At 68.8% G+C, this 19,946-nt stretch carries 23 protein-coding genes; 15 read left to right on the forward strand and 8 right to left on the reverse strand.

Annotation, left to right across the window (positions count from 1 at the left end; genetic code table 11):
• Positions 1-118: 118 nt before the first annotated feature.
• The 4 genes from Ae150APs1_RS13035 to Ae150APs1_RS13045 form a co-directional block, all read right to left on the reverse strand.
• Positions 119-1,324 (reverse strand): amidohydrolase family protein, encoded by a 1,206-nt coding sequence (locus Ae150APs1_RS13035; RefSeq protein WP_075297758.1) that lies wholly within the window; start codon positions 1,322-1,324, stop codon positions 119-121.
• Positions 1,321-2,574, reverse strand: a complete 1,254-nt coding sequence (locus tag Ae150APs1_RS31180; protein WP_349289882.1) for an MAB_1171c family putative transporter — start codon at positions 2,572-2,574, stop codon at positions 1,321-1,323. Before Ae150APs1_RS31180 ends, Ae150APs1_RS13035 begins: the two co-directional genes overlap by 4 nt.
• Positions 2,537-3,082, reverse strand: a complete 546-nt coding sequence (locus Ae150APs1_RS13040; RefSeq protein ID WP_075297760.1) for a hypothetical protein — start codon at positions 3,080-3,082, stop codon at positions 2,537-2,539. The genes Ae150APs1_RS31180 and Ae150APs1_RS13040 overlap by 38 nt, the downstream gene beginning before the upstream one ends.
• A 75-nt stretch (positions 3,083-3,157) precedes the next feature.
• Complete coding sequence (locus Ae150APs1_RS13045) at positions 3,158-3,700, reverse strand: helix-turn-helix transcriptional regulator (RefSeq protein ID WP_075297762.1); 543 nt, start codon at positions 3,698-3,700, stop codon at positions 3,158-3,160.
• Positions 3,701-3,928: 228 nt separating this feature from the next.
• Between Ae150APs1_RS13045 and Ae150APs1_RS13050 the strand changes: the two genes are divergently transcribed.
• Positions 3,929-4,294: a hypothetical protein gene (locus tag Ae150APs1_RS13050; protein WP_075297764.1), complete on the forward strand. Its 366-nt coding sequence runs from the start codon at positions 3,929-3,931 to the stop codon at positions 4,292-4,294.
• A gap of 7 nt (positions 4,295-4,301) precedes the next feature.
• On the opposite strand, the gene Ae150APs1_RS13055 is transcribed toward Ae150APs1_RS13050, so the two are convergent.
• Positions 4,302-4,721 (reverse strand): hypothetical protein, encoded by a 420-nt coding sequence (locus Ae150APs1_RS13055; protein ID WP_075297766.1) that lies wholly within the window; start codon positions 4,719-4,721, stop codon positions 4,302-4,304.
• 476 nt (positions 4,722-5,197) lie between these two features.
• Between Ae150APs1_RS13055 and Ae150APs1_RS13060 the strand changes: the two genes are divergently transcribed.
• The 7 genes from Ae150APs1_RS13060 (at position 5,198) to Ae150APs1_RS13090 (ending at position 12,301) form a co-directional block, all read left to right on the forward strand.
• Positions 5,198-5,467 carry a hypothetical protein gene (locus tag Ae150APs1_RS13060; RefSeq protein ID WP_139316890.1) on the forward strand — a complete coding sequence of 90 codons (270 nt, stop codon included), beginning with the start codon at positions 5,198-5,200 and terminating at the stop codon, positions 5,465-5,467.
• A gap of 2 nt (positions 5,468-5,469) precedes the next feature.
• Entirely contained in the window at positions 5,470-5,856 is a 387-nt protein-coding gene (locus Ae150APs1_RS13065; protein ID WP_075297770.1) for a hypothetical protein, read from the forward strand.
• Between the two features lie 287 nt (positions 5,857-6,143).
• Positions 6,144-7,622, forward strand: a complete 1,479-nt coding sequence (locus Ae150APs1_RS13070; RefSeq protein WP_075297772.1) for a hypothetical protein — start codon at positions 6,144-6,146, stop codon at positions 7,620-7,622.
• Positions 7,623-7,626: 4 nt separating this feature from the next.
• Positions 7,627-8,610 (forward strand): ATP-binding protein, encoded by a 984-nt coding sequence (locus tag Ae150APs1_RS13075; protein WP_075297774.1) that lies wholly within the window; start codon positions 7,627-7,629, stop codon positions 8,608-8,610.
• 65 nt (positions 8,611-8,675) lie between these two features.
• A complete protein-coding gene (locus Ae150APs1_RS32775) occupies positions 8,676-10,664 on the forward strand; it encodes a hypothetical protein (RefSeq protein ID WP_139316891.1) in 1,989 nt (662 codons plus the stop codon).
• Complete coding sequence (locus tag Ae150APs1_RS13085) at positions 10,661-11,218, forward strand: hypothetical protein (RefSeq protein ID WP_075297778.1); 558 nt, start codon at positions 10,661-10,663, stop codon at positions 11,216-11,218. The genes Ae150APs1_RS32775 and Ae150APs1_RS13085 overlap by 4 nt, the downstream gene beginning before the upstream one ends.
• A complete protein-coding gene (locus Ae150APs1_RS13090; RefSeq protein ID WP_249266321.1) occupies positions 11,219-12,301 on the forward strand; it encodes a C40 family peptidase in 1,083 nt (360 codons plus the stop codon).
• Here the strand turns inward: Ae150APs1_RS13090 and Ae150APs1_RS13095 are convergent.
• The 3 genes from Ae150APs1_RS13095 to Ae150APs1_RS13105 are packed head-to-tail and all read right to left on the reverse strand — an operon-like array spanning position 12,298 to position 14,839.
• A complete protein-coding gene (locus Ae150APs1_RS13095) occupies positions 12,298-12,741 on the reverse strand; it encodes a dCMP deaminase (protein WP_075297780.1) in 444 nt (147 codons plus the stop codon). The two genes, Ae150APs1_RS13090 and Ae150APs1_RS13095, sit on opposite strands and share 4 nt — an antisense overlap.
• The gene (locus tag Ae150APs1_RS13100; RefSeq protein WP_075302059.1) at positions 12,734-13,414 is read right to left on the reverse strand and encodes a dihydrofolate reductase family protein; all 681 of its coding nucleotides are present in this window, start codon (positions 13,412-13,414) and stop codon (positions 12,734-12,736) included. The genes Ae150APs1_RS13095 and Ae150APs1_RS13100 overlap by 8 nt, the downstream gene beginning before the upstream one ends.
• A gap of 27 nt (positions 13,415-13,441) precedes the next feature.
• Positions 13,442-14,839 carry a helix-turn-helix domain-containing protein gene (locus tag Ae150APs1_RS13105; protein WP_083680102.1) on the reverse strand — a complete coding sequence of 466 codons (1,398 nt, stop codon included), beginning with the start codon at positions 14,837-14,839 and terminating at the stop codon, positions 13,442-13,444.
• A 243-nt stretch (positions 14,840-15,082) separates the two neighbouring features.
• On the opposite strand from Ae150APs1_RS13105, the gene Ae150APs1_RS13115 reads away from it, so the two are divergent.
• From Ae150APs1_RS13115 to Ae150APs1_RS13145, 7 genes are all read left to right on the forward strand, one after another.
• Positions 15,083-15,961, forward strand: a complete 879-nt coding sequence (locus tag Ae150APs1_RS13115) for a DUF2637 domain-containing protein (protein ID WP_075297782.1) — start codon at positions 15,083-15,085, stop codon at positions 15,959-15,961.
• A gap of 36 nt (positions 15,962-15,997) precedes the next feature.
• Positions 15,998-16,354: a hypothetical protein gene (locus Ae150APs1_RS13120; protein WP_075297783.1), complete on the forward strand. Its 357-nt coding sequence runs from the start codon at positions 15,998-16,000 to the stop codon at positions 16,352-16,354.
• Complete coding sequence (locus Ae150APs1_RS13125) at positions 16,351-16,671, forward strand: hypothetical protein (RefSeq protein ID WP_075297785.1); 321 nt, start codon at positions 16,351-16,353, stop codon at positions 16,669-16,671. The genes Ae150APs1_RS13120 and Ae150APs1_RS13125 overlap by 4 nt, the downstream gene beginning before the upstream one ends.
• A gap of 88 nt (positions 16,672-16,759) precedes the next feature.
• Positions 16,760-17,071 carry a hypothetical protein gene (locus Ae150APs1_RS13130; RefSeq protein ID WP_075297787.1) on the forward strand — a complete coding sequence of 104 codons (312 nt, stop codon included), beginning with the start codon at positions 16,760-16,762 and terminating at the stop codon, positions 17,069-17,071.
• Positions 17,071-17,409, forward strand: a complete 339-nt coding sequence (locus Ae150APs1_RS13135) for a hypothetical protein (protein WP_139316893.1) — start codon at positions 17,071-17,073, stop codon at positions 17,407-17,409. The genes Ae150APs1_RS13130 and Ae150APs1_RS13135 overlap by 1 nt, the downstream gene beginning before the upstream one ends.
• Positions 17,410-17,474: 65 nt before the next feature.
• Positions 17,475-17,798 carry a WhiB family transcriptional regulator gene (locus Ae150APs1_RS34320; RefSeq protein ID WP_075302063.1) on the forward strand — a complete coding sequence of 108 codons (324 nt, stop codon included), beginning with the start codon at positions 17,475-17,477 and terminating at the stop codon, positions 17,796-17,798.
• 328 nt (positions 17,799-18,126) lie between these two features.
• Positions 18,127-19,946: type IV secretory system conjugative DNA transfer family protein (locus Ae150APs1_RS13145; protein WP_170918082.1), on the forward strand; the 1,820-nt coding region annotated here is incomplete at its 3' end.

Raw genomic sequence — 19,946 nt, forward strand, 5'->3', positions numbered from 1 at the left:
CAGCAAGCCGATGAGCTGCTGAAGGTGACTCCAGGAGGTGGCTTCGTCGGGCTCGCAGACGGGAACGAGGCACGAGCGTGGGCCGCACGCCGTGCTTCGTCTGTTGCGTCAGGGGCGGCTACGCGGCTGAGATCGCAGGCTGGATCTGCTTGCCACGAGCGATGATCAGAGCTGGGTCGGTGAGGGCTGAGAGGTCGGCGCGCACGTTGCCGCGCACGACCAGCATGTCCGCTGTCAGGCCAGGGCGAAGGGTGCCGGTGGTGTCGGCAAGCCCGAGCGCGGCTGCGCCAGCAGTAGTCCCGATCTCGACTGCGTGCTCGGAGGTGAAGCCGTACTCGGCGAAGCGAGCGAGAGCTGCCGGGGAGTCGTCGAACGGGGTGATGCCTGCATCTGTGCCTGCGATCTGGGTGACTCCGTAGCTGTCGAACCATGCGACGCGGCCACCGAGGCGCTTCGCCCAGTCCTCGCCCATCATCGCTGCGAGGCCCCGCCAGTTGTTGCTGCTGGCGTGGCACAGAATGGTTCCCTGCTCTGCCATCTGCTGGGCGACCTCGGGCTGGGGTTCCGAGTCGGGGCCCTCGACGAGCCAGGTCGCGTGCTCGACGGTGTCGACTCGGGCGTCGACGGCGCGTGCGATGCCGGCGGCGCTGTGGGCGTGGGCTGCTACTCGTAGTCCTCGATCGTGAGCTGTCTCGACGGCCGCACGCAGCTCGTTGCGAGTGAACTGGGGATCCCACATGGCGTAGGGGCCGGGGGTGGATTCGCCGCCCGAGGCCATCACCTTGATGGCGTCTACGCCCATGTCGGCGAGCAGGTGGACGCGGGCACGGATCGCGGACTCTCCCTGAACGGCCCCGCCGAGGAACCAGCAGTGCCCCTCGGGAGGGGTGAGAGGAGTGCCGGCGCTCAGGAGCCGTGGTCCCAGGGCTGTCCCAGCCGCGATGGAGTCTCTTGTGAGTAAGGAGATGCCGTCCCTGTCACCGAGATCTCGGGCAGTGGTGACCCCGGAGCGCAGCAGCGTTTCAGCGCGGCGTTCCATCTTCGTGAGGAGTGCAGACTGGTCGGTCTCGGCACTGAGTACATCGGCTGGCTTTGCCCCGCCGTGAAAGACAAGATGTACATGCGCGTTCACGAGTCCGGGAAGAATCGTGCTGTCGCCGAAATCTTGAACATGCGTTGTCGGTTCGGCAAGAAGCGCCACCTCTTCGCGTGGGCCGACAGCGGTGATCGTGTCGCCTGTGACTAGTACCGCGCCGTCTGGGATCGCGGTGCCACGGGGTCCAGGTAGAACGGTGTTGGCGGTATACAGGCAGGGTTGGGTCACTTGATCTCGCTGGCCTCTTCGAATTGACGGACTAGTGCGCGTTTCTGGTCGAGGCGTGCGAACTCGGCTGCGAGATCGACTAGGTGTCGGTCGTCTCCATCTTGACTTGCTGCGATGGCTACTGGCTCCGCCAAATCGCGCGTTGCGGTGTTGCCGACCCTCGGCAGGGCTTCATACACAAGAAGTGCTTGATTTCGAATAGCGAGGGGGTCTGAATAACTGTCTGGGGGGTCGGCTACATATGGGCTGAGCCGCCATAGGCTATCCCGGCACTCGATCAGCCGACGGCTGTAGCGGTATGAAATTTGGAGTCGCCGTAGCCCAAGGCGTTCTGGGATGCTGCCGGCTGAGCGAAATTGGATTGAGGGGAAGGCCTCTACGAGGCTGCTCCAGAGTGGCTGGAGTGCACGGTAGCGGCGCCGTCGGTCCGCGTTCATACGAAGCTGGATGACGAGGGTGCGGCCGCCGATGGCGCACAGTCCAGCAATGTATCCGACGATTCCGAGATTGAGTGTGGCCTGCCCGACCGTCTTAATAATTAGTGGTACTTCGATGGCGCCTGCAGATGCCCACTGCAGAAGAATCGAGGTGACTCGAAGTAGGGGGCCGCCCAGGAAGGCGAGGCCGACCCCGATTGCACAGGTGAGGAACGCCCATGGCTGGGTAGCGTTTGCCTGTCGTGCTGCGCGGGTGGCCAGGACGACGACAAGGACACACGCGTACCCGAAGTAGAAGCCGCCCAGTGTGTAGAAGAGGTACACAGGGGTGAGGCCCGGATCGTGGAGGGGAATTTTCCCGAAGGTTGGTATGCCGACTGGGCTGGCGATCCAGCACGCGCTCATCGCGCCCGCGGTTGAGAGTCCTACGACAGTTTGCAGCCAGGTCCGAAAAAATACCTCTCGACTCGCAAGCTGGGCAGAGAAGAAGTAGATGAAACTAAAGAATACACAGATTAATGCAATATTAAGGAAGAGGCGGCTGATGTCTGGAGCGATACTGTCGACCGCGGTCACGACCGGGTCAAGTCCGAAGCTATTCGAGACAAGCGCGGAAAGAAAAATCAGGAATACCATGATCCGACCAGGGGTGCGGCCGGAGTCGGACATGAGGACGATGAGTCGCCAGGTGGTGACAACGAGGAGTGCGAGCGAGGAGTGCGAGCGAGGAGTGCGAGCCAGATAGTGTGATTGAAGACGAAGCGCAACGCTTCCATTAGGGCCAGCGCTTATTAGTGTCGAAGGCGGCTTCAAGGGGATTTCGGGGGCCGGTTGACTGCTGTGCGTGCGTTGCGTTGAAGGTCTTGAACCAGTGAGTCAGGGTCGTTGCGAAAGCTTCTGCGTCGTGCTCCTGGGCGCTTTCGTAGGAGGCTCGTCGTAGGGCTTTACGAACTACATCGGGAGGCAGGTTTGGGATCATTTCCCGCCAGATCGAGTCGTCGTCGTTGTCGCTGCGATGGCCCAGCACCATGTGGCCAATCTCGTGCAAGACGATGTGCTGCTGATGCTCGGGAACGGTGTCTGCCTCGTAGAAGATGAGGTCCGAATCGGTGGTCTCGACCCATAGGCCGAACACAGAGATGTTGGGGAAGTTGTACGGGACCAGCTCGATCGGCCGGCCGCGGTGGTCTCCCAGTCGTTCGCAGAGTGCTGCGACGTCGAGCGGGGCGTCAGTCTCGATGTCTCGCAGCATGTCCAGGGCGGAGCGGCGTATCGACCGGATGCTCGATGGGCGGCTGCTTTTCGAGCTGTTGCGGGGCATGAGGGCTCCCTCCCCGTGGGCTGTGTGGTCTACAGAGCGTGGCTCCGTTGCGACGCTCCGGGACCGTAACCCGCATCAGGGCTCGGGTGGGGGTTCCGGCGAGGATTCGGCCCGATCGGACTCGGAGGTGTGCTCGCCGGGGTCGTGATCGGTGGGCGCCTGGAAGCGGCGTCGCCGTGACGAGCTTCGCGGTTGCGAAGCCGGAAGGCTGGTGACCACGCTGTTGAGCCACTTGCGCATGTCGGGGTCGAGGTCCATGGCGCGGGCAGCGATGTTGCGTACCTCGCTGTCGCGCATGGCAGCCACCATCTGAAGGTCAGAGTGGATCGCGTCCGCGGTCGTGCCCTGATCGACGAAGTAGGCCACCGGGATGTCGAAGAACCGGGCGAGAGCCTGAAGGTGGTTGACCGTTGGGTTCTGCCGTTCCCCCGACTTCAGCGAACGGATGTAGTTCTCGCTGATCGTGGGCTCGCCGCTCTTGGAGTTCTCTGTCAGCCAGCGGTCGACCTCCCCAGGGGTGTAGGGGCCTCGGTCGGCTGGGTGCAGCGTCTCGAAGGCCTGGTTGATCTTGTCTCTGACGGTCAGTCGGTTGCGAACGCCGTCTGGCTCGTCGCTCATGGTTGCGTGCTCCTTCTGTCCCCCCGCCCCACACTGACGTGAGGCCGAGCCCAGCATGGTTCACCGTGCCAGTGTTGACAAGGTCTCGATCACACCGACAGACTCCGGTCGGCCGGAAGGCTTGCGTCTGATTGGCGGACAACGGGATCGCAGGCTGGCACAGGGACGAGTGCGTGCAGCGCGCGGCCGGCCGTCGGTTGCTCGCCCAGCAAGAGGAGGGAAGGCGGCATGACCACGGTGGATACGAGCGCCGCAGCGAACGGCGTGTGCTGGGAAGCGGCCTCGCGCGAGTTGGCAAAGGTCCTGGACGTGCAGGCGAGCAGCAGGGCGCAGGCGACCTCGGCGGCAACGCGTCAGCTCGTGGAGCGGCTGAGGGGCGCGCCGGCACTGGCAGAATTCCGCAACGACCTGGAAGACGCTCTCGTTGACGTCGCGGCCCACGCGGTGCAGGCGTTGATCAAGCTGCGAGAGCAGCGAGAGAGCGGGTCGGTGGACGTTGCCAGTGTCGGCGAGAACCTCGACATAGCGTTGACCGCGCTTCGTGCTGCGGAACTGACCACGGCGGTGCTGCGCTCGGCGACCGTCGCGAGCTAAGTCCGGACTAGCTCCGCTTGGTCTGATCGAGGCTGCCCACCTCGTCGACGAGCCGGGAGATCACCTGCCGCGCCTGCGGGCCGATCCCTTCAAGCTTGACGATGAGGTCCCGAAGATCAGTGCTCCGTACGGCGTTGAGCAGTTGCAGGTCCTCGGTAGACAGTGGGTCGCCTGTGGTGTCGAAGTAGCTCACCGGCACCCGGAACACTTGGGCGAGGGCGACGACCAGGAGCCACGACGGGTTCCCGCGACGGCCCGTACGCAACTGCTGGACGTACGGGGTGCTCAAGGTTGGGCCGCCGACTTCCCCCAGCCGCTCGGCGATGCGGTCGTTGGTCCAGGGCTCGCCGTCGTCCCGCTTCTGCGTGTGGGCCAGCGCATTGAGGCGCTTGGCAAACGTGTCGAGTTCAGACTCGTCCCCGCTCACGTTCGATCCTCCCCGCTCGCCTGGTCGTGCTCCCGCTGCCGTCGTCATTGACCCGCCTCCGTCCGTGCCGGAGGAAAGGTGAGCCGCGCGCCGAGCGTACGAGCCGGTCGGTCGGCAGTGCTGCCAGCAGCACTGGTGACCCTAACCCCTGCTGCAGTCGCACATGCATCCGCCGATGCAGTGGATCGGTGGAAGTGGCATCGAGCGGGATGAGCGGCGATCGCAGCCTCCTGACGAGCGCATTGACACAACCCTGATTCCTACAGCATTGTTCTCTCGTACAAAAGTAACTAGCACGATCGCGACCGGCCGGGGCTGCTGGATATCAGCCGGTCGTGGTCGTCCCACGGCTCGCGGGACTGGGTACAGCTGTCCGCTCCCGCGCCCCGGGGGCGCTGTCAGTGGTGGTGCGTGGGTCCCCTCGCCGAGACCGCAGGCAGCGCCCCCGGGAAACCCAACACGCAAGGGGGCACCGCATGACCCGTCCAGAGACCGTCGAAGTGCTGGCACAGCTCTCGACAGACGGCGCCGTCGACTGGCTGACCAACAACGCCTTCAAGCTCGTGCTGGCGTTCGTCGCGCTCGGGCTCTTCGTCGCGGCCATGAACCAGAACCTCTCGAAGATCTTCACCGTCGTGGCCGGCGTCCTGGTCGCGATGGTTGTCCTCGGCTTCGCGATCGCGCCCGGCTCGATCGACAGCACCGCGTCGTTCCTGAGCGGGCTGTTCGGTATCGGTGGGAACTGAGCGTGCGCTCGCGGAGTGACGACGAGCTGTACGCCCTGCAGAACCGTTGGCTGGGCCCACCTGGGCGAACCCTGTTCTGGCAGGCCCGCTACGCCGCCTACATCGTGTGGGTCGGCTACTTCCTGATCTTCCTGATCGTCCGTCAGCAGCTCGGCGACCTGCTCTCCGGCTTCCTCGGCTACGTGATCGTCACGCTGATGGCGCTGCTCGCCACCAACCTCACGATGCGCGTCGTCACGCCGGACCGGCCCGCAGGGCAAGTGCTGCGCATGTTCCTCGCCGAGCTGGGCGCGCCCCGCTCGCGCCCGAGCGTCCGCACCGTCGCCACCCCTGACCCGCGATGGGTACAGGTCGCGGTCGCCCGCCCCACCCCGGGAGACAGCCGATGACCCCTCGACGCACCCTCACCGAACCCGCCCCCCACTCCTCCCTCGCGGGACGGTCCAGTCGGCCCTTGCCGGCCGAGGTCGTGCCCGACCGGACCCCCAGGAACCGGGGCCGGCGCGGTGACGACCGGTCTCGCCGGGGCCGCCGACCAGCCGCTCCCGAGACCGGACTCGACCCGCAGGTCAAGGAGTACACACCGGACCTGGCGGTCCGGGGGATCACCGGGCACCTGGTGCGTACCACCACGGGAACGATGGCTTGGTACCGCCTGGCGCCGCGCCCTTGGTCGATGCGCTCCGACGAGGAGCGGGAGGGCCTGATCAACGCGGTCGGTCTCGCCCTGACTCAGCTCACCAACCGCTGGCTGCACTGGCGTGTGACCTGGCGCCCGTTCCCGGCCGCCGACTGGGCCCGGCTGCACGACACCTGGGCCTACCCGCTGCCCGACGAGCCCGGCGGGGTCACCTGGGAAGACCATCTGCTGGCCGAGCAGGCCCGCGCCCTGGAGTCGCAGAAGGCAATCAAGGAGGTGTTCCTCGGCGTCGAGATCCGGAACGGCCGCAGCCGGCTCGGCAAGCTCGGGGACCGGCTGGCCGCCTCGTCGAGCTACCGCGTGGCTAACCTCGCTGGCCGCTGGGTGGATGCCGAACTCTCGGCCCTCGACGACGAGATCCGGCGTGTCGACTCCCTCATGGCGACGTCGGCACTGGCCGCGGAGCCGGTCAACGCCGCCCAGATGCTGCACCTGCTCTACCGCAGCTGTGCCCTTGGCCTGCCCGCCGAGACGATCATGCCGGCGGCCCCGCACACCGAGTGGGACACCGAGGACATGGCGGCCGTCGAGGGGCTCGCCCAGTGGTCGGCCGAACCCTACGCGCCGACGGTGCAGGTCCGCGGTGTTGCAGGGGGTCGCCGCCACGACCGCCACGTCCTGATCGGCTCGCTTGGCCGCATGGGCGAGATCGATGTGCCGGTCACCGACCTCCCGTGGATGACTGTGACCGACGAGCTGGCCGTGCCGATCGAGTGGTCCGGACGGATGCGGGTGCTCCCGCAGGAGGTCGCCTCGCGGAGTCTCCGCCACGTCGCGGCGCGGGTCGACGCCCAGCAGCACCACTACGAGGGCGAGCACAACCTCGACGCGCCACCGGTCCTGTCCCGACAGATCGACCTCGCTTCCGAGGTCCGGGATGAACTCGACACCGACCACACCGGGCTGTCGGCGCGGTGTGAGGGCTGGTGGCGGATGGCGATCCCCGGCCACACCGAGGCGGAAGCTCTGGAGACCTTCGAGCAGCTCCGCTACCTGTACCACCCGAAGATCGCAGTGGAGCGCTCAGAGGCGCAGCACGCTCTCGCCCGGGAGTTCATCCCCGGCGAGCCGCTGGCGAACACGGCCTACCGCCGCCGTATGAGCGTCCGGCACGCCGCTATGGCCGTGCCGGTTGCTACCGACCTCATCGGCGACCAGTACGGCCCGCTGACCTTCACCTCGCGCACCTCGGACCGGGTCATCCCGTGGAACCCGTGGCACGACATGGACAACCACCAGGTGTCCGGCCTGACCCCGATCATCGGTGGTCTGGGCTCCGGCAAGACCTTCCTGATGGGCACCCTCGCAGTGCAGGCGGTGCGGTCGCTTTCGGCCTACGTCACGCTGCTCGACCCGTCTGGCCCGCTGACCGAGCTGACCAAGATGCCTGAGCTGGCTCCCTACTCCCGCAGCCTGGAGCTGCTCGACGCGCCGGCCGGGACCCTCAACCCCTAACTCGATGATCAGTGACCCGTCGAAAGATCAGTACGCCTCGGGCCATGCCGGCCAGGACCAGTGGGAACGAGACCGCGACGCCGCACAGGCCCAGCGCTCCACCCTCGTGATCAGTGTCCTCACACAGCTCTTCCCGGCCTCGATCCGCCGGGCAGGTGATGTGCAGCAGCTCCTCCTTCAGGCCGTGGACAAGGTTGGTACCGGCGCCGACCACCACCTCGGAGAGGTCATCGACGCGCTCCGCCACGCGGGAGCGGACGGAGAGCGGCTCGCCGGGTCCCTTGGCCCGATCCTGTCGACGTCGGGGCCCGCGCGGCTGCTGCTCGGCAAGCCGGACGCCGAGACCTGGGCCAGCGAGACCGACCGTCTGTTGGTGCTGTCCACCCGCGGCCTCACCCTCCCGCAAGAAGGGGTGGACGAGCAGGACTGGAGCATCGACGAGCAGCTCTCGCTGCCCCTGATGCACCTGGCGGCTTGGCTCGCCTACAGGCGTGTCTATCAGCTGCCCCGCAACGCCCCCAAAATGATCGGGCTCGATGAGCTGCGGTGGCTGTCGATGACCGCCACCGGAAAGACCCTGATCACCCAGTTCAGCCGGGACAACCGCAAGTTCCGCACCCGGGTCCTGGTAGCAGGGCAGCTGGCCTCCGACGTGCTCCGGCTCGGCGGCGAAGGTGAGAGCGGGTTGGCATCCCTGTGCCACGACGTGTTCGTGGGTCGCACGACCGACGAGGACGCCCAGCGTGATGCGCTGCGCCTGCTGAAGATCCCGACCGGTGTCGGCTACGAGGGGCGGCTCGGCGACCTGTCGACCTCCCTCGTCGGCGGAACCCCGGGACTCGGCCACGGATCCAGCGCCGACGCGCCACGAGAGTTCGTGTGGCGCTCCGGGGGCTACTGCGAAGACGTCCGACTCGACCTCAGCGGCGAGCACTTCGCCTCGCTGCGGAAGGCGCTGGACACGAACGCCGCGCGGGCCGAGGGATGAGCGCGCACTCGCGCCGCCCCGGACCGTCGCGCGGCCGGCTGTGGCGGTCCCTGACACGCCTCGTGGTGCTGACCACGATGGTGACCGGGCTGGCGGCCCTCGGCGCAGGGACCGCCACAGCACAGGACTCGGACCCCTTCGGCTGCAAGGAAGCCCCCGCCCCGACCGGGCCGACCTCGGGCCCGGCCGGATCGCTGGACCCCACGGCCGGCGAGGGCAAGCCGTTCGGCCAGCCACTCGACGGCATCGACCCGTTCGGAACCTACGGCTACGGCGGCCTCCAGTGGTCGACCTATGACCTCGGCTGCGGCGGTGCGATCAGAGATCCCGCCGCCATGATCGACACGATGTTCGGGAACTTCTTCCTGGGCGGCGCGAAAGTCCTCTTCGCTGCGGAGCAGGGCCTCAAAGAGCTGTCCTCTGAGCAGGAGCTGACCGGAGCTGTCAGCGAGGCGGCACGCGACTCCGCCAACCCCGTCCGTGAGGCCATCTTCTCTCCGTGGGCAGGAGCGGCCCTCGTGGTTGCGGCCACGGTCATGCTGATTGCCAGCCATCGCGGCGATCTCGGCGAAGTGATGACCCGCGCCGGCGGTGTCTTGCTCGCGATCCTGGTGGTCGCCCTGTCCTTCGGCTCAGGCGCACAGCTATCTGACCAGCTCAGCGGGGTCATCCGAAACGCACTCAACGACGTCACCCAACACGTGGCGCAGGAGGCGTTCCCCTCGGGCGAGCTCAGCGGCGAGGAGGACCCCTCGTACGGGATGCGGAACGTCGTCTACCGCGAGCTGCTGTGGAACGCCTGGAAGGACGGCCAGGTCGGCGCCAATGGCGACGAGGGCCGGGCCTGGCAGCTGTTCGAGCATCAGGCGTACAACCGCGCCGAGGAACAGCAGATCAGCCAGGGTGGCGGCGAGAACCTCGTTGAGGAGAAGGGTCAGCAGTGGCGCCGCGTCGCCGACGACGCCCCGCCGCAGGAGTACACCTCGATCCAGGGCCGCGGTGACTCGCGCACCGCGGCCGGCATCTTCGCAATCGCCCGGATTGCACCGGTCTCGCTACTCCAGATCTTCGCCTCACTCGTCCAGTACGTGATGTACGTGTTCCTCGCCCTGATCCCCGTGGCAGCACCCCTGGTGGCCCTGCTGGCGCTGATCAGGCCGAACACGACGGAGAAGGCGGTGAAGGTGACCGGTTCGGTCATCTTCGGCGGCCTGGTGGCGGCGGCTGCCGCGCTCATCCACGCCCTGATCGTGATGTACCTGGCTCGGAACGAGATGAACTCCTGGGGCGTGATCTTGCTGCTGTGGGTCGCGACTGTCGTGCTCTTCCGCGTGATGAAGCCGGTCGTGAGCCTGTTCGGCATCATCGAGTCGGTTCGGGGCCAGGCAGGATCGATCGGCGCGCGGGCCGGCCGGGCAAGCTCGTGGGTCAAGGGCGAACGCCGCTTCAAGGCCGCAGTGCGAGTCGGCGAGCAGCGCCACCAAGAGCTGGTCGGCGCCATGGGCACATCGCAGCTGCTGCGGGTACTGCCTGGCCGCTCCGGCGGCGGAGACCCCGGCGGCGGTCCGCGCGGGCCCAACAACCCGGGTGGACCAGGCGGCAAACGGCCCGACGGCCCCGGCGGTGGACCTGGCGGCGGGGGCGGCGGGAAGAAGACCGGCCCCAACGGTCCCGGCGGCGGCGCTGGCGCGAAACCGGACCCGGAGGACCCGCGCCCGGGAGCGAAGCCCGGCGGAGGTGGCTCCACGACGCCACCCGGGGGCAAGGCTGGCCGGCCCGGCCAGAAGGGTCCGGCCGGCGAGCCCGGGGCGGCTCCCCGCGCAGGCTCGACCGGCACGGTGGGCCGGAAGGGATCTGGCACCCCTGGAGCCGACCGGGCAGCCGGCAACCCGACGGTCTCGGTGGCCCGGCGCGCCGCCGCTGCTCGCAACCTCGATCGCGGCCGGGGCGCAGGGGTGGGCGCCTACCGCCCCGTGCGCGCGGGCCGACGCCCGCAGGCATCCGGGACCACGGTGGGCACTACACCGTCGGCGCGCGGTAGGAAGGCCTGGTGATCGGCCGGGCCCTCGTCGGTTGGCTGATGCGGTCTCGGGCCCGCTTCTTCGGGGTGGTCGCCGCGGTGATCGTCGCCGCGCTGCTGCTGTCCTCGCTGACCGGGCAGGCGCCGGACCCGGCGCCGGAGGCGGCGGCTCCCGCGCCCACGACCGCGCCACCGAGCACCACCGCTCCCCCGCCCACCAGCAGCGCCGCCCCGGCCCCACCCCCCGCACCAGCCCGGCAACCTCTTCCCCCGCGGGAGCTGGCCGTGAAGGTGGCGGAACTGTGGGTGGACAGCAGCCCGGCACAGAGCGAGTGGCTGGCCCGGCTGAAGCCGTTGGTCACCGAGGAGTACGGCGCGGTGACCCTGTCTCAGGTCGACCCCCGCAACGTGCCGGCCTTGCAGGTGGTGGGGCCCGCACGGGACTCCGAGAGCCCCGACCCGGGCACGGCGGCAGTCGACGTCCCACTGGACACGCTGACCCTGCGGGTCGAGATGATCGATACCGGGCCCGGTGGGTGGTTGGTGACCGAGCTGGCCCCGGAAGACGAACAGCAGGGGACGGCCTGAGTGCCTGCCCCCGCACTGGCCTCGGCAGCGGCGTACTACGCGCTGCGCACCCGCACCGGCCGCCGGGTGATGATCACCCTGGTCGCGCTCGGCCTAGTGATGATGCTGATGCTGGTCTCGGCGATCGCCGCAATCCTGAGCAGCTCGGGTGGGAGCGGATCGGGCCGTCCGGCAGGATGCGTGGCCGGCATCTCGGCCCCACCGCCGCCGGGAGCCGCAGAGGGCGGGCAGACCCAGTGGGACGCCGAGCAGCGGGCCAACGCGGCGGTCATCGCCGCGACCGGGCAGGAGATGGGCGTCCCGCCCCGGGGCCAGTGGATCGCCCTGGCCACCGCGATGCAGGAGTCGACCCTGCGAAACCTCGACGGCGGCGACCGGGACTCCCTCGGGCTGTTCCAACAGCGTCCGTCGATGGGCTGGGGAACCCCTGCCCAGATCCAGGACCCGAGGTACTCGTCGCAGATCTTCTACGAGCGGCTCCTCGAGTTGCCGGACTGGGCGAGCATGGCACTGACCGCGGCTGCCCAGGCCGTGCAGCGCTCAGCGTTCCCGGACGCCTACGCCAAGTGGGAGCAGGATGCCGCTGACCTGCTCGCAGGTGTCGGCAACAACGCGGCCGAGGTCGCTGGCCTAGCCTGCCCGCCGGCAGGAGCGGCGGCGATGCCGGGCGGCGCGCCCGGACCGGCCGGAGCGGGTGGGCCGGCCCTGGAATTCGCCCGTGCGCAGCTCGGGAAGCCGTACGTCTGGGGAGCGACCGGGCCTGACGAGTACGACTGCTCCGGGCTGACCATGCAAGCGTGGAGCGCTGCCGGCGTCCAGATTCCGCGGGTCAGCCGCGACCAGACCAAGGCCGGGCAGCGAGTCCCGCGGGACCAGGCGCAAGCCGGGGACCTGGTGTTCTGGTCGTCGAACGGCACCGACTCGGGCGTGCACCACGTGGCGCTGTCTCTGGGCGGCGACCAGATCATCGAGGCACCGCAGGCGGGGACACCGGTACGCACCCGCGCCTTGGGCGGGAGTTACGACGAGCAGCGCCTGCTCCCCTACGCGGTGCGACCCGGTGCCGCGGATCCGAGGTCTTAGCGTGAGAGCAGCGCGCGATTCACTGCCCGGGCCGCGTCGGCGTAGTCCGGCATCTCGACGACCTCGATGCCGCCGCCGCGAAGCATGCGGAGGCTCTGGACGTTCGTCACGAAGTGGTCGGGCTCGCGCCAGGCGAACACCACTCGCCGGATCCCGCTGCCGAGGATCAGGTCAGTGCAGGTCTCTCTCTTGCTGGTGCGCTGCGAGCACGGTTCGAGGCTGCTGTAGAGCGTCGCCCCGGCTGGCGGGGCGTTGCCGAGGCGGGCCAGAGCGACCTCTTCGGCGTGGTCGTGCGGTCCGGCCTCGCGGGAGTAGCCGGTGCTGAGGCAGGTGTCGTCGTCGGCGACGACCACGGCGCCGACAGAGAAAGCAGTCGTGCTGGGTGGGCACCGCTGGGCTAGAGCGATGGTCTCCAGGATCCAGCGGTGGTCGTCAGGCATCGGGGGGCTGCCCGGGCAGGAAACGCATGAGCGTGACGTCCCCGATCTGTGTGCTCTCGGCCAGCACCATCCGATGGCGCGGGCCGCCCGGAAACGCGGTGGGGTGCAGGAATCGGGGGGCGTCGGGCTGCCCGACCAGGAGCGGCGCCACCACCATGTGGATCTCGTCGGCGAGTCCCTCGGCCAGCAGCGCAGTGTGGATCGAACCACCACCCTCGACCATGAGCCGGCCGATCCCACGGCTGCCCAGATCGTCGAGCATGGCGGCGAAGTCGATGCTCGGACCGAGGCTGTGCACGACGGCCAGGTCGCCGAGGCGCTCGGTGAGCGTCGGTCGGCCGGAATCGGTGGTGTAGGCGAGCTTGTCCCCGCCGTGGTGCCAGAACTTCGCGTCGGCGGGAAGGTCCCCACTGCCGGTGACGGTCACCTTCAGCGGGTACTCCGGCTTGCCGTCCGCGACCCGCTGCTTGCGGCGCTCGGCGCTGTTGACCAACAGCCGCGGGTTGTCGGCACGGATGGTGCCGGCACCGATGAGGATGGCGTCCGACCCGGCGCGGACCGAGTCGACCCGGTCGAAGTCGGCGGCGTTGGACAGCAGCAGCCGATCGGCGCCGAGGTCGTCGATGTAGCCGTCGATGCTGGTGGCGACGCTGAGCAGGACGTGCGGGCGCACGTACACGCTCCCTTCCTCCGCGGGCTGTTAGGTGATCACCGTAGCGTCGCGCATCGCGTCCCGGAACGCGGCTGCGTGCTGTCCGCCCTGGTCTGCCAGCGCAGTGTCGAGCTGGCGCAGCTCGGTCGCAGTCCGGCCGGATCGAGTGTCGCGGGCGATCGCAAGAGCCTGGAGGCCGGCCTGCGTGGCGGCGGCCGTGTCGTGGGCACCGGCATGGGCCAGCGCCTCTCGCGCCAGGTAGACGCCACGGTCGCGGTGGAAGCCGGCCGGGAGTGCCGCGATGGCCGCGCGGAAGGTCTCCACCGCAGCGTCGTGACGCCCCAGGGTGGACAGGCTGTGCGCCCGGTGCACGTCGATGTAGGAGTCGTCGAGCCAGACCCCCCACGGGGACTGCCCGTCGAACCGCTCGGCGGTGCTGCGTGCTCCGTCGTAGGACGCTTCGGTGGCGTCCGGGCTACCACCGAGCGCGTGCCCGTGGGCCGCATAGGTCTGAGCGACGGCAACGATCCGCTCGTTCGGGGCCTGGCGCGCGGCAGCGTGCGCGAGATCGACGGCGCCGAGCGCATCGCCCATGTCGCCGGCGAGCTGGCTCTTGCGAGCCAGGACGTAGGCAGTCAGCTCGGGGTCACCCGCCGGATAGGACCACTCCAGCGCCCGATCCAGCCAATAGCGGGCCTGCTCGAAATCACCGAGGTCCTGGCACAGCCAGCCAGCAAGCTCGGCGAAGCGAGCTTGCATGTTGACCAGGTCTTGGCCGTCCTGGCCCTGCGCCGTCTGCCGGATCGAGTGGAGGGAGCGCAGCTGCTCGTGCACGCCCGGTAGGGCGTTAGCGGCACCGAGCATGTTGTCGGTGTCGATAAGCAGTCGATGAGCCGCCTGGAAATGGGCGAGCGGCTTTACTTCCGCGGCAGCCGCCGGCGCCGCGGGAATTGTGCTGAGAAGCGACGCTGCGGCAGCAGCTCCAACACCCTGAATGAACTGACGGCGGGACGCGGGCACGAAGACGACCTTTCCGTTCGGTAGCTCGTGAGCGATGAGCGGATCATCTGTCGATCCGCTCGCTACCGACGGTACCCCGTGGTTTGCAGCACTCCAGAGCCGCTCGAAGTAGTCACCTGTGCTGAGCAGGGCGTCTACGGCTCGGGCGAGCTGCTGGGTCGGGCGGCGCTTCCCGGTCTCCACCTTCGACAGCTGACCTGGGGAGTAGTTGAGTCGTGCCGCGCACGACCGCAGGCCCAGACCCCGCCGAGTGCGGGCCTCACGCAGTTCTTGGCCGAACACTGGAGGTGCTCCATCCGGTCGGTTCGATAGGTGTTGCCAGTCTGTTTCCAAAATACGGCAACGCGGGGCAACGGGAAACACCTTCCGGCGCTTCTTTCGGGGCGTCACAATCCGTGTATGCGACAGATCCGGGAAGCCGGTCACCGGTCATTGGGTGCCTCCGTTTCGACGGCAGGTGCGGTGTCGCATGGGCGGCGGGTCGCGGCCCGGAGCGCGCTTGGCGGCCCGGCCCGGGGAACGCGTCCCGCCGTCCCGGCCACCCCTGCCGGGTGACTGCAACGTTAGCGCTCCGATCGAGCACTGTCACGCTTTAACGTCTTGACGTGAACACGCTAAGGCGTCAAACTTGTAGACATGCTTCGCCGCTCGAACCAAGGAGAACCCGACATGGAGAAGTCGAACCGCTGGCCGCGGATCACCCGTCGCCAGGCACAGACCGCTCTCTCCGGCGTGATGCTCGCGGTGGTCGTCGGGGCACCCGCCGCCGCGTCCTTTCACGGCCTCACCCAAGCCGGCACCGGAGCACTGGGGCTCTCGGACGGCTGGGAGATCCTCGTCCCGCTGGTCCTCGACGCGGGGGCCGCCTACACCGCCGTTCTCGCACTGCGAGACGTCCTGTCCGGTGACTCCGCCGTTCTCAACCGCGCGCTGACCTGGCTGTACGCCCTCGGCGGCGCCGGACTGAACGCCTGGTGGGGCCAGACCCTCAACACCGCCGCAGCCCTGTACTTCGCCGCCGCGACCCTGTCGGCCGTGGTGCTGTGGGACCGCACCCTGCGGGCGATGCGCCGCGACCAGCTTCGCGATCGCGGCGCCGTCCAGGACCCGACCCCGCGGTTCCGGCCCGCCCGCTGGCTGGTCGCCCCCGGGGAGACCGCCCGCGCCTGGCGTGCCGCCGTGCTGGAGAACGTCACCGATCCCGCCACCGCGGTCGAGCTGGCCCGTGCCGAGAAGGCCCGAGCCGAGCACAACGCCGAGGACACGCACCGGATCCAGGGCCGGATCGACCGCACCGACACCGACCCGGCCGACCAGGAGACCGCAGCCTCGCTGGAAGGGCTGAGCAAGGCCGAGGCGATCCGCCACGCCTTCGCCGAGCTGGGGATCAACGGCGAGACGAACGGCAGTGCCACCGAGGTCGCGAACTGGCTCGGCCGTCGCGGAGTGAAGGTCCAGACCTCCTACGTGTGCGACATCGCCCGCCGCGACAAGGCGGCCCGAGCCGAGATCGAGGCCACCGAGCCGACCCCCCTGCTGGCCGGCTGAGCACGCGAACCCCCCATCGACCCGAGAGGCAAACCGATGACCGAGGACCGAGACCAGCTGGTCCACGCCGCACTGCTCGCCCGGTTCGCGAACCGCCAGCACGACTCCTCCGCCCACGAGGCGGAGGGGGTCGTGGAGGTGGCCGGGCTCCTCCGCGACGACGCCGCCGAGTCGGTCGCGCACGAGCTTCCCGAGGCCCTCATCGCCAGCGCGGCACACGTGATCGCCGCCCAGCAAGCCTACAGCAGCGGTGGCGGTTCCATCGAGAGCCCGGAGGCCGTGCACGCGGCCCTGGAGCACATGGCGGAGGCCCGCAAGCACATCGCGAAGGCCGAGGCGATCGCCCAGGTCATCGCAGTCCGACACGACCTGCGAGGAGCGACCCAGTCATGAGTCTCAGCGCCGTCCTGTTCCTGCTGATCGCCGTACTGCTGGTCGCAGCAGTCGCAGTCGCCAAGGCGGGCTCCGCCCTCGGGGCCCTCGTGCTCGGTGGGATCGCCCTCCTGCTGCTGGTCACCACGCCGATCGGCGCCGGGCTCCCCGCCGTCACCGCCGACGCGACCCGCTCGGTCGGCGAGTTCGGGGGCCCGGTCCTGGAGGGACGGCGCCCGGCCGTGCTGACCGGGCCGACCGGGGAGTTCCTGACCCGGCCCTGGGAGCGCGCCATCGACGGCGCCGGCGAGCTGGCTCACGGGACCGAGCAGCCGTGACCGCGCTGGCGCCCATCCCCCACCCGAGCAGCAACCACACAGACCACCCGGCCGCCGGAATGCAGCCGAGCAACGGAGGACCGCAGCGATGAACGGAACCGGCATCTTCGCCCGCCAGCGCAGCAACCGCGCACCCCTGACCCTGCTGATCGTCCCCGGCGCGCTCCTCGGGTTTGGCGCTGTTGCGACCAGCCAGAGCCCGCTACTGGCTCGCATCGCCGAGATCGGCACGGCCGTGCTCGGCGTCCTGGTCGCGTTGGCCTGCATCGCCGTCGGCGTGATCGTCCTCGTGGCCCGCTCCCGAGGCGCACGCCACGACGACCAGCTCGCCACCGTCCACACCCTCTCCCCGCGGGCAACCCGTCTGACGTCGGAGCAGATCGGCGAGGAGGCCGCGTGATGGGGCAGGTGATCAAGCTGCCCCGCCCCCGAGGCGAGGGCGAAGAAGCAGGCACGACCGAGCTGGGCCCCACCGGTGTGCCGGTGTCTGTCGGATCGCCCGGCGAGCGGCTGGAGCGCTCGGCCGGCGCAGTCGACGAGTGTGCCGCCGTCGCCGAAGACCTGATCAGGGAGGCCCGGCGCTTGCGAGCGGAGCTGATGGCCGGGGAGGAGCCCGACATGCAGGTGGCACTGATCGCCATGACGACCCACCTCGCCGGCATCGCCAACGCCCTGGGTGAGACCCACACCGAGCTGGACGAGATCACGAACGAGACCACCGGAGGTGGCGCAGCATGAGCACCAACGCCCGCACGATCCGAGTCAAGATCCAGGACCGGAGCCTGGACGCTGAGCTCGCGGCCCTGGTCCCCGATGTCGAGCGTGGCAGCGCCGAGTACGACTGGCGCCGTCGAGGCGCCTGCACCGGCGCCGAGCACGACCCCGACCTGATGTGGCCGACCGCGGCACCGGGCACGCAGGCCCGCGATCGACAGGCCGCCGAGGCCAAGTCGGTGTGCAACACCTGCCCGGTCAAGACCAGGTGCCTGCAGTGGGCGGTCGAGCACGAGCAGTGGGGCATCTGGGGAGGCCTCGACGAGGACGAGCGGGAGCGACTGATTCGCCGTCGGGGACGTCCCGCGTTCCTTGAGTTCCCGTTCAACGAGGACGCGAAGGATGCGGCGTGATTGCGACCGAAGGTGCAGGACGGTGCGAGCGAGGGCGACGGCTGTCAGTCGCACCGCTGAGCACGCCCCATCAGACAGTGCTTGCGGCGCGACCGAATCCCGAGGCTGGCCGGCCGCGCAACAGCGAGATTGCGACCGGCTCGGGTGGTGTCGACGACTGGTCCGTCAGCGCAGTGAGGAACGAGGAGAAGCCCCTCAAGGGCGTGGTGACCAGCAGGATCGCAGCCAACACGCAGACCGGATTTTCACGTGATCACGCGATCGCACGAAACCGTGAAGGAGGGAAGGCGCGATGAAGCTAATGCGTCAACGAGCGGGAGGACGGCGCATGCTCGCCCACGGCCCGCTGTGGCTGCTGGTCGAGCTGACGCTCACCCGGATCTACCGCTTCGCCGCCGGGCAGGTGGTTCTCCGATCCCCCGGCAACTACGACGCCCGGTACACCACGTGGGCGCCGGCCGTCCCGGAGAACGTGCGGCTGTCCCGGGCGGAGGGCATCCCGCGCTCGACGTGGGCGCGTCGCCCCGGCTGGCACCGTCAGATGGTGCGAGCGCTCCTGATCGCATGGCTGGTGACCCTGCTCGCGCTGCCGACGGTTGCGACCGTCACGGCCGTCGCCGCGGTCGCGCTCGTGACGGTAGGGGGCGTCATGCGAGCGCGGCAGCGGCGCCGGTACGGGGCTCTGGTCGCACCCTGGTGGGAGATCGTCGCAGACAAGATGGGCCACGACCCGCAGACCGATCCTCTGCGATGGGTGCGCTTCCCCAACCGGAGCTGGACCTGGGAGCCGGTCGAACCACTGGCGCGCCTCACAGCAGAGGGTGCGTGGCTGTCGCGCCGCTCGGTGAAGCTCAACAGCGTGCTGGGCCGACTCGCCACGCCCATCGCCGAGCAGAGCTGGGTCACCGGTCTGCGGGCCGCAGAGACCGCAGACGCCGGCCCAATCGCCCGTTTGGGGGCCCGGTTGGCGGGCTGGACGGTGCGGGCGGTGGAGGCGACCCGAGCTGTGCGGGTCTGGCCTCACTCAACGACGCATGCGCTCGGCGACGACGAGGCGCGCATGCAGATCTTCTACCCGGCCAAGTACCTCGCTCACCCACAGGACATCGACGTCGTCGCCAAGGTCGTGTCGGGCCGGATGCCCGGTGAGTGGAACCACGAGAACCACCAGAGGAGCCTGATGCTTGAGTTTCGCCACCCCCGCCGTATGCCCGCCACGGTGCTGGTCACCAAGGCTGACCTGACCCACGGGGACGCCTACAACCCGCTCATCGGCAAGGACACCAACGGCTGGGTGAAGTGCCCGCTGAAGGCGAAGACCCCGCACGTGTCGATCGCCGCCTCGACGGGGTGGGGCAAGACCACGACAGCGAACGTTCTCGCTGCTCAGCTGGCCCTTCACGGCTGGCGCGGAGTGATCGTCGACCCCAAGCGGGTCGGGTTCGTCGGCGCATTCCGAAACGCTAGCCCCAACATCGAGATCCGGACGACGCTCGAAGGGCAGATCCAGGCGATCTGGGACATTCGAGAAGAGATGAACCGTCGATACGAGTTCATCGAGAACTACGTCGAGCGCGTCGACGAATTGGGTTACGAGCCGATGCGGGAGAATCCCGAAGACTACTTCGAGCCGCTGTTCCTCCTGGAGGATGAGAAGGGGTCCCTCACGGTAGCCATCAAGTCTTGGTGGAAGAGGGAGGGCGGCGGCTTCAAGGACGACGGTGCGCCGATTCCGGGAAAGGGCGATCCAGAGCCGCTGGTGTGGATGCAGGAAATCCTTTGGAGGGGCCGTCAGGCTGCTATCCACTACATCACCCTGGCGCAACAGAACAACCTCAACGTATTCCTCAACTCCGACATGCGGGATCAGTACATGTTCCGCATTCTGTCCGGCCCGCAGACTCAGTCGAGCTGGGTCATGACGTTCCCCGGAACGAAGCGTAAGAAGGTTCAGTCGAAGAAGGGTCGGGCGGTGTACGGAATCGGGCCCGAAGAGCCGCGCGAAGTGCAGCTCGCCGCCATTACGGATTCGGAGGCGCGGAGTTGCGCCGAGGCCGGAATCGAGGTTTCGGAGGCGGCCAATGAGGCGCGCTCCCAGCGCCTCGCGGAGGTCCTCGGGGTCCCGGCCGGCGCCGTGTCCCCCCCCCC

The organism is Pseudonocardia sp. Ae150A_Ps1 (assembly GCF_001932315.1).
Classification (GTDB): Bacteria; Actinomycetota; Actinomycetes; order Mycobacteriales; family Pseudonocardiaceae; genus Pseudonocardia.